Genomic DNA, 6936 nt, shown 5'->3' with positions numbered 1-6936 from the left:
TGCACACGCACACCGTGCACAGCGACGGCGCGCAGACCATCGACGAGCTGGCCGCCCTCGCCGTCTCCCGGGGCCTGGACTTCCTCGCCGTCACCGACCACAACACCGTCAGCCACCACCCCTGGCTGCCCGGGTCGGCCCGCCGGTACGGGATCACGCTGGTGCCCGGCCAGGAGGTGACCACCGACCGGGGACACGCCAACGTGTTCGGCCCGGTGGGCTGGATCGACTTCCGCCGGCCCGCCGACGAGTGGCTCGGCGCGGCCGAGCGCGCGGGCGGGCTGCTGTCGATCAACCACCCGCTGGGCGGGGACTGCGCCTGGCGGCAACCGGTGACCGTCCGCACCCCACTGGTCGAGGTGTGGCACTCCGGCTGGTGGGACCGCACCTGGGGAGCGCCGCTGGCCTGGGCGCAGGCGTGGCGGCCGGACGTCGTACCCGTCGGGGGCAGCGACTTCCACCGGCCCGGCGCGGACGCGCTGCCCGGAGCGCCGACCACCTGGGTGCTCGTCGACGGCGACCCGACCGACGACGGGGCGGTCCGGCACGGGCTGGCCGCCGGCCGCACCGCCGTCTCCGCCGGCCCGGACGCGCCCCTGCTGCTGCGCCTCGGTGACGAACTGCTCGCCCTCGACGCGGACGGCGCGCTGCTCGGCTACCCCGACGGCCGCCACCGGGTGGTCCGGGGTGACCGGTGCCTGCTGCCCGCCGCCGACGGGCTGCACGTCCTGGAGTCCCACCGCATGGAGGTGATCGCACTGTGCCGCTGACCGCACGGACCAGGGTGGCCGGAGCCCCCTGCAACTACGGCATCTACCAGGCGGACGACCCGTTCGTCGGACCGGACGAGCTGCTCGCGTCGCTGGCCGCGGACGGTTACACCGGAGTGGACTCCGGGCCGATCGGCTACCTCGGGACCGGGGAGGCGCTGGCCCGGCGGCTGGCCGCAAGCGGTGTCGGGCTCGCCGGCGGCTGGGTGGACCTGCGCTTCGCCGACCCCGACGGGTTCGCCGAGGACCTAGCCCAGCTCGACGCGGCGCTGGACGTGTTCGCCGCCGCGCCGGTCGACGATGCCCGGTTCACGCCCCGGCCCACCCTCGCCTGCGCCGCCAACCCGGCCCGGATGGCCCGCCCGGGCACGCCGCCGGACCTGGCCGCCGCCCTGCCGGCCGCCGCCTGGCCGGGCTTCGCCGACCGGGTGCAGCGGGCCGTCGACCGGTGCCGGGGCCGGGGCCTCGAACCGGTGTTCCACTACCACCTGGGCACCGACGTGGAGACCGAGGCGGAGGCCGACCGGCTGCTGGAACTCACCGACGTGGCGGTCTGCCTGGACACCGGGCACCTGACGCTGGCCGGCGGGGACCCGGCCACCGCGCTGCGCAAGTGGGCCGGCCGGATCGGTCAGGTCCACCTCAAGGACGCCGACCTGGCCGCGCACCGCCGGGTCCGCGAGGCCGGCGGCGGGCTCACCGAGGTGGTCGCCGCGGGCGGCTTCTGCGCCTTGGGCACCGGCGACGTCGACTTCGCCGGGGTGCTGCGCGGTCTCGACGAGATCGGCTACACCGGCTGGCTGGTGATCGAGCAGGACGCGCCGGCGCAGGGACAGGACCTGGACCGGATCCGCGCCGACCAGCGCGGCAACCGGCGGTGGTTGGAGGAGGCGCTGCCATGACCGAGGCGGGCAAGCGGATCAGGATCGCGGTGGCCGGACTGGGCGTCATCGCCCGTACCGTGCACCTGCCCCTGCTGCAACGACGGGCCGACCTGTTCGACGTCGTCGCGCTCAGCGACCTGTCCCCGTCGCGGCTGGCCGAACTCGGCGACCGGTACGGCGTCGAACCGGCCCGGCGGTACCCGGACGCGGAGGCGATGCTGGCCGGCGGCGGCTGCGACGCGGTGCTGCTCGCCACGTCCGGATCGCACGGCGAGCTGGCCGGCGCGGCGCTGCGCCGGGGGCTGCCGGTGCTCTGCGAGAAGCCACTCGCCTACACGCTCGCCGAGGCCGACCGGCTGGCCGACGCCGGCGCGGCGCTGATGGTCGGCTACATGAAGCAGTACGACCCGGCGGTTGCCGAGGCCGCCCGGCTGCTCGACGAGATCGGCGGCCCGGCGGCGGTGCACGCGGTCGAGGTGACCGTCCTGCACGCCGCCGGGGAGCAGCAGCTGACGTTCGCCAACCTGCCGCCCGCGCCACGGGACGTGCCGGCCGCAGAACTGGCCCGGCTGCGGAACGCCGACGAGCGGCTGCTCGACGCGGCGGTCGGCGGGGACGCCGGAGCGCGCGCCCTCTACCAGATCCTGATCAACAGCGTCTCGCACGACCTGTCGCTGCTGCGGCTGTTCACCGGGGCGCCGGCCACGGTGGACCACGTCGCGACCTGGCCGCTGGCGCCCGACGGGCCGGCGGAGCCGTCGGTGGAGCTCTCCGGCCGGCTGCCCGCCGGCGGCCGGTACGGCATCCGCTGGCTCAACCTGCCGGACTGCCCCGCCTACCGGGAGACGGTGACGCTGCACCACGCCCGGGGCGCGCTGGAGCTGGTCTTCCCGTCGCCGTACCTGCTCAACGCGCCGACCATGCTGACCGCGGTGGACCGGCACGGCGGCGGCGAGCGGCGGGCGGTGTTCCGGTCGGTGACCGAGGCGTTCGAGCAGGAACTGGTCGCCTTCCACGCGATGGTGACCGCGGGCGCGCGCCCACTGACCGGCATCGTCGAGGGCGCGGCCGACGTACGGACCAGCCAGCAGGTGGTACGCCGCTACGGTGAGCTGACCGGGGCGGCGATCGGCGGAGAGGCGGCGAGCTGATGGACCGACCGACCGAGATCATCGTGGTGCCGCACACCCACTGGGACCGCGAGTGGTACGAGCCGTTCCAGCGGTTCCGGCTGCGACTGGTGGCCCTGCTCGACGAGGTGTTCGACCGGATGGCGCACGACGAGCGCCAGCGGTTCACCCTGGACGGGCAGCTCGCCGCGGTCGACGACTACCTGGAGGTCCGGCCCGAGCGCCGGGACCAGGTGATCGCGCTGGTGCGGGCCGGGCGGCTGGCCGTCGGGCCGTGGCAGATCCTGCTCGACGAGTTCCTGTGCTCCGGGGAGAACATCGTCCGCAACCTGGAGCGCGGGCTGGCCCGCAGCGCGGCGCTGGGCGGGGCGATGCCGGTCGGCTACCTGCCCGACATGTTCGGCCACATCGCGCAGATGCCGCAGCTCCTGGCCGGGGCCGGGCTGGCCCACGCCTGCGTGTTCCGGGGCGTACCGGACCGGGTCTGGTCGCACGCGTTCGCCTGGCAGGCCCCGGACGGCACCACGATCCGCGCCGAGTACCTGCCCGGCGGCTACGGCAACGCCGCCGGCCTGATGGACGACCCGCGCCTGGTCACCCGCCGGGCGTCCGACCTGGCCGACCGGCTGCGCGGCTGGCGGCCCGCCGGCGACGACACCCCGATCCTGGCGATGTACGGCACCGACCACGCCGCGCCCGCGCCGGACGCCCCCGACCTGCTGGCCGCCGCCGACGTCGACGGGGTACGCCTGCGGCTCGGCACCCTCGCCGAGTACTTCGCCACCCAACCGACCACGGTGGACGGCCTGCCCGTCGTGGCGGGCGAACTGCGCTCACACGCCCGGGCCAACATCCTGCCCGGCGTGATCTCCGTACGCGCCCACCTGAAGCAGGCGATGGGCCGCGCCGAGCGGCGGGTCGAGCGGTACGCCGAACCCCTCGCCGCGCTCTACCACGACCCGTCCGTGCAGCGCTTCCTCGACATGGCCTGGACCCGGCTGATCGACGCGAGCTGCCACGACTCGGTGACCGGGTGCGGCTGCGACGAGACCGCCGAGCAGGTGGCCGCCCGGCTCGCCGAGGCGGACCAGCTCGGCCGGGCGGTATGCGACCTGGTGGGGGCGCGACTGGCCGGCACGGCGCCGCGCGACGGGCACCTGCTGTTCAACCCCACCCCGGCGGCCCGGACCGCACTGGTCCGCCTGGACGTCCAGGCGCCGGCCGACGGATCCGTCGGCCTGCTCGGCGCGGACGGCGCGGTCGCGCCCGCCCAGATCCTCGACCGGGCCCGGACGCTGCTCGCCGACGACCTGGTGCCGGCGGCCGAGCTGCCGGCGGTGCTCACCCGGGTGCACGGGCGGGAGCTGTACGGACAGGAGATCACGGCCTGGTCGGTGTCGCCCGACGACGCCACCCTCACCTTCGCGGTGGCCCGGCACGGCGACCCGGCCTTCGACGTCGAGGACGTCCGGCTGGCGCTCGCCGCCGCGAGCGGCCCGGACCGGTGGCGGGTGCGGATCGAGGCCGCCCCGCGGCTGACCGTCGCCGCGCTGGTCGAGGTGCCGGCGCTCGGTCTCGCCGCGGTACGCCCGGTGGCCCTCGGCCCGGCCACGCGGGCGAACGGTGGCGCGCCGGAGCAGGCCGAGGCGTCGGCGAGAGGCGCCGCGCCGAGGCCGGACGGGGCAGGGCCGCCGTCGGCGGGTCCGGCGCCCGTGACGGTGGTCGACCGAGCCGTCGACAACGGCCTGCTCCGCGTCGAGGTGGCCGAGGACGGCACGCTGCGGCTGTCCACGCCGGACGGGCTGAGCGTGGACGGGGTGGCGCGGATCGTCGACGGCGGCGACGTGGGCGACAGCTACAACTACGCCCCGCCGGCCGCGGACGAGCTGGTCGACAAGCCGCGCGCGGTGCGGACCGTGGTGGTGCACGACGGCCCGGTGGTCGCCGTCCTCGACGTGGTCCGCGAGTACCGCTGGCCGGTCGGCGCCGACGTGGACGCGGGCTCGCGCCGGGTCGACCGGGAGCCGGTCACCGTGACCACCCGGGTGGAGGTGCGGGCCGGGGAGCCGTTCGTCCGGCTGCGGCTGAGCTTCGACAACCGCTGCGACGACCACCGGGTCCGGCTGCACCTGCCGCTGCCGGCGCCGGCCCGTTCGTCGTACGCGGAGGGTCAGTTCGCCGTTGTCGAGCGCGGGTTGACCGCCGAGGGCGGCGGCGGTGAGGTGCCGCTGCCGACGTTCCCCGCCTCCGGGTTCGTCGCCGCCGGGGGCGCCGAGGGGTCGTTCGCCGTCCTGCTGACCCAGCCGACCGAGTACGAGCTGACCGACGCCGGCCGGGAACTGGCGATCACCGTGCTGCGCGCGATCGGGATGCTGTCCCGCAACCGGCACGCCCTGCGGGACGAACCCGCCGGCCCGCAGCTGCCCACGCCGCTGGCCCAGTGCCGGGGTGAACGCAGCGTGGAGCTGGCGGTGCTGCCCTTCCGGGGCGACTGGGACGCCGCCGGGGTTCTCGGGGCGGCCGAGGCGTACCGGCACGAGCTGCTGGTCTTCCCGGGCAGCGGCGAGCCCTCCGCCGGGCTGCCGGCGCCGGTCACCGGGCTGACGGTGGACGGGGACGGCGTCGCGCTGACCAGTGTCCGGGATCGGGACGGCCGGGTCGAGCTGCGGGTGGTCGCCGCGCGGGACACCAGCGCCGTCATCGGGGCCGGCCGCGGCGTACGCGGCGCCTGGCGGGCCGACCTGATCGGCCGAGCGGGCGAGCCGCTGCCGGTCGACGGCGACGGGCGGGTCCGGCTGCCGGTGCGGGCGTGGGAGATAGCGACGATCCAGCTCGACCTGGCCGGCTGAGGCTTCTCCTGGTCGGGCGGCCACGGCGACCGCCCGACCCTCAGGTCGCCGGGGTCACGGCCGGTACCCGGGCCGGCGGGATCAGCCCGGCCGTCCGGTCGCCGGGGTGACCGCCCGCAGCCGGGCCTGGGCGATCAGCGCGTGGCCAAACCGCTCGCGTCCACCGTCAGCGATGCTGTCCCCGATGAAGTCCACGCGTACCGGCGGGCCGGCTCCCACCCGGAGGATCAGAAAGTTTCTCCGTCCGGCTGTTGCGTTTCGCCGAGCCGACCCGATGAAGCATTCGTGGCAGCACGGCGAGCTGGGTGTGAAAACCTCCCTAAGTTGACCTTGCCCGTTGCTATCGGCACACAACGGTGGTTGACTGCTGCACCATGCCAGAGCCGATGATCACGGACAGGCCGGTAATTTCGTGAGACGCACCGATATCACCCCAGTGTCGTCGGCGGGTCGACGCAGGGCGACATGGCGGCAGCGGGCGGCGCGCTGGTTGGATCCGACCGTCGCCCAGTGGGCCGTCGCACCACAGGAGACACCCCCGCCACCGCCGCCACCCGCCGAGGAACCCCCGAATCCGTGGCCGGCGATCTGCGAGCAGTTCGCGATGCGGATCATGGCCTCGGCGTACCAGATGGGCTCCCACCTGGAGGCCGTGGAGGCCGACGAGCAGGACCCGGACCGGCTGGAGCGGCTCTACCGCATCGACCACGCGAACACCCGGATCCGGCGGCACGCGGAGAACCTGCAGGTGCTGCTGGGCCGCCGGGTCGAGGACGCCAACCCGCAGACCGTCACCCTGGTCGACGTCGTCCGGGCCGCGACCTCCGCCGTCGAGTACTACCCACGCATCCGGGTCGGGCACGTCGTGGACCTGGCCGTGGTCGAGTTCGCCGCCGACGACGTGATCCGGGTGCTCACCGAGCTGCTGGACAACGCCACCCGGTTCTCGCCGCCCACCGCGCCGGTGATCGTGTCGGCGTTCATCACCGAGGACGGCAGCGTCCTGCTGCGGATCGAGGACGCCGGCGTGGGCCTCCAGCCCGACCGTCTGTCGCAGCTCAACGCCCTGCTCAGCGGCCGGCTGGTCACCCCGGCCACGCTCGACCCCGCCGCCCACCTCGGGCTCGCCGTCGTGGCCCACCTGGCCGTCGCCCACCAGCTGCGGGTCACCCTCACCAACCGGCCCTCCGGCGGCGCCACGGCCACGGTGCTCGTCCCCGGCGCGCTGCTCTGCGAGATTCCCACCGCGGGCGCGCCGGGGACGAGCACCGTGGCCGTGGCGCCGCCGGAGGGCCGGTTGGTG

Annotated in this window: 6 protein-coding genes; 5 read left to right on the top strand and 1 reads right to left on the bottom strand. The window is 75.6% G+C overall.

Annotated elements, in window-relative coordinates:
* The 4 genes from DKT69_RS32675 to DKT69_RS32660 form a co-directional block, all read left to right on the top strand.
* Positions 1 to 770: CehA/McbA family metallohydrolase (locus DKT69_RS32675; protein ID WP_201749974.1), on the top strand; the 770-nt coding region annotated here is incomplete at its 5' end.
* Positions 761 to 1672: a sugar phosphate isomerase/epimerase family protein gene (locus tag DKT69_RS32670; protein ID WP_201749973.1), complete on the top strand. Its 912-nt coding sequence runs from the start codon at positions 761 to 763 to the stop codon at positions 1670 to 1672. The genes DKT69_RS32675 and DKT69_RS32670, both read left to right, overlap by 10 nt.
* The gene (locus DKT69_RS32665) at positions 1669 to 2805 is read left to right on the top strand and encodes a Gfo/Idh/MocA family protein (protein ID WP_109805270.1); all 1137 of its coding nucleotides are present in this window, start codon (positions 1669 to 1671) and stop codon (positions 2803 to 2805) included. The genes DKT69_RS32670 and DKT69_RS32665 overlap by 4 nt, the downstream gene beginning before the upstream one ends.
* Positions 2805 to 5633: a glycoside hydrolase family 38 N-terminal domain-containing protein gene (locus tag DKT69_RS32660; protein WP_109805269.1), complete on the top strand. Its 2829-nt coding sequence runs from the start codon at positions 2805 to 2807 to the stop codon at positions 5631 to 5633. The genes DKT69_RS32665 and DKT69_RS32660 overlap by 1 nt, the downstream gene beginning before the upstream one ends.
* Before the next feature lie 81 nt (positions 5634 to 5714).
* On the opposite strand, the gene DKT69_RS38655 is transcribed toward DKT69_RS32660, so the two are convergent.
* On the bottom strand, positions 5715 to 5852 hold the full coding sequence (locus DKT69_RS38655; protein WP_161557993.1) for a hypothetical protein: 138 nt from the start codon (positions 5850 to 5852) through the stop codon (positions 5715 to 5717).
* Positions 5853 to 6045: 193 nt separating this feature from the next.
* Between DKT69_RS38655 and DKT69_RS32655 the strand changes: the two genes are divergently transcribed.
* A partial coding sequence (locus DKT69_RS32655; protein ID WP_146231269.1) for a sensor histidine kinase occupies positions 6046 to 6936 on the top strand: 891 nt, incomplete at its 3' end.

This window comes from Micromonospora sicca, from assembly GCF_003172935.1.
GTDB lineage: Bacteria > Actinomycetota > Actinomycetes > Mycobacteriales > Micromonosporaceae > Micromonospora > Micromonospora sicca.
This window is presented reverse-complemented; position numbering and strand designations above follow the sequence as displayed.

Bases quoted from the DNA above. Each gene is read 5' to 3' on its own strand.
- DKT69_RS32665 (WP_109805270.1), top strand. From the start codon at position 1,669: ATGACCGAGGCGGGCAAGCGGATCAGGATCGCGGTGGCCGGACTGGGC.
- DKT69_RS32660 (WP_109805269.1), top strand. From the start codon at position 2,805: ATGGACCGACCGACCGAGATCATCGTGGTGCCGCACACCCACTGGGAC.